At 37.5% G+C, this 811-nt stretch carries 1 protein-coding gene; it reads right to left on the bottom strand.

Annotation, left to right across the window (positions count from 1 at the left end; all coding sequences use genetic code 11):
* On the bottom strand, positions 1-577 hold a 577-nt coding region (locus GFV01_RS10025), incomplete at its 3' end, for a peptidoglycan amidohydrolase family protein (protein ID WP_160567211.1).
* Positions 578-811 lie beyond the last annotated feature (234 nt).

An 811-nucleotide genomic window follows, 5' to 3' on the forward strand; every position in this document is an offset into this window, starting at 1 on the left:
CCATTCCTCCGCTTTTATTTTTCCATATAAATATATCTCCCTTTTGAGGTTTGTAATTTATATCATCATGTTTCAGTAAATATTCCGAATAGGTTTCCCCGAAGTCATGCAGTATCCTTGTATTTCCTGCCATTACCTTTTTACTCCATTCTATTTTTTGTAAATATCGGCACACTAATTCCGAACAATCCATCGTATTTTCTCCCGATTCTTCTACTCGGTTTTGATCGTTGGCATATCTTACTTTATACGATTTTCCTGCTTCTGCTTCTTCCTGGCTTATGGCTTTGGTTAATAACCAGTCTATTCCCTGTTGTATCTTTAAATCGCCATCAATATAGTCTAACGGCTTGTTTACCTTTTCACATTCTGCTACCTTAAATAGGACCTTAGTTGAGTTTTCAACGGCTACGGATAATTTCCCTTCTTTTCCTCCTCTGTACCATATTTTTCTTTTAGGATGTGACTTCGTGTTTTGATTTAGTATATCAACAATCATTTCCACAACCCTATCATCGGAGTATTGACCGGTCTTATCTGCTTCCAAATACATTTTATCTTTATACCAGTCGGCCATTCCGGTAAGGGCTGCTTGATACGGGGTATAGCCTTTTTCATTAATTGCCGAGGTAAATACATTAAAACCACTGTCGGGCGCTTGTTGATCTATTTGCTCTTGAATTTTACCGTAATTATATCTCCCGGTTATCTGAAGAAGTCCCCTTCCTTAAAATCTCCAGCCGTCTTCTCCTCCTTTATTTCCTAATTCCTTACGATTGCCGTATGCTATTTCTGCTATTTTTCTTTGATT

It is taken from the genome of Apibacter sp. B2912, assembly GCF_009827835.1.
GTDB lineage: Bacteria > Bacteroidota > Bacteroidia > Flavobacteriales > Weeksellaceae > Apibacter.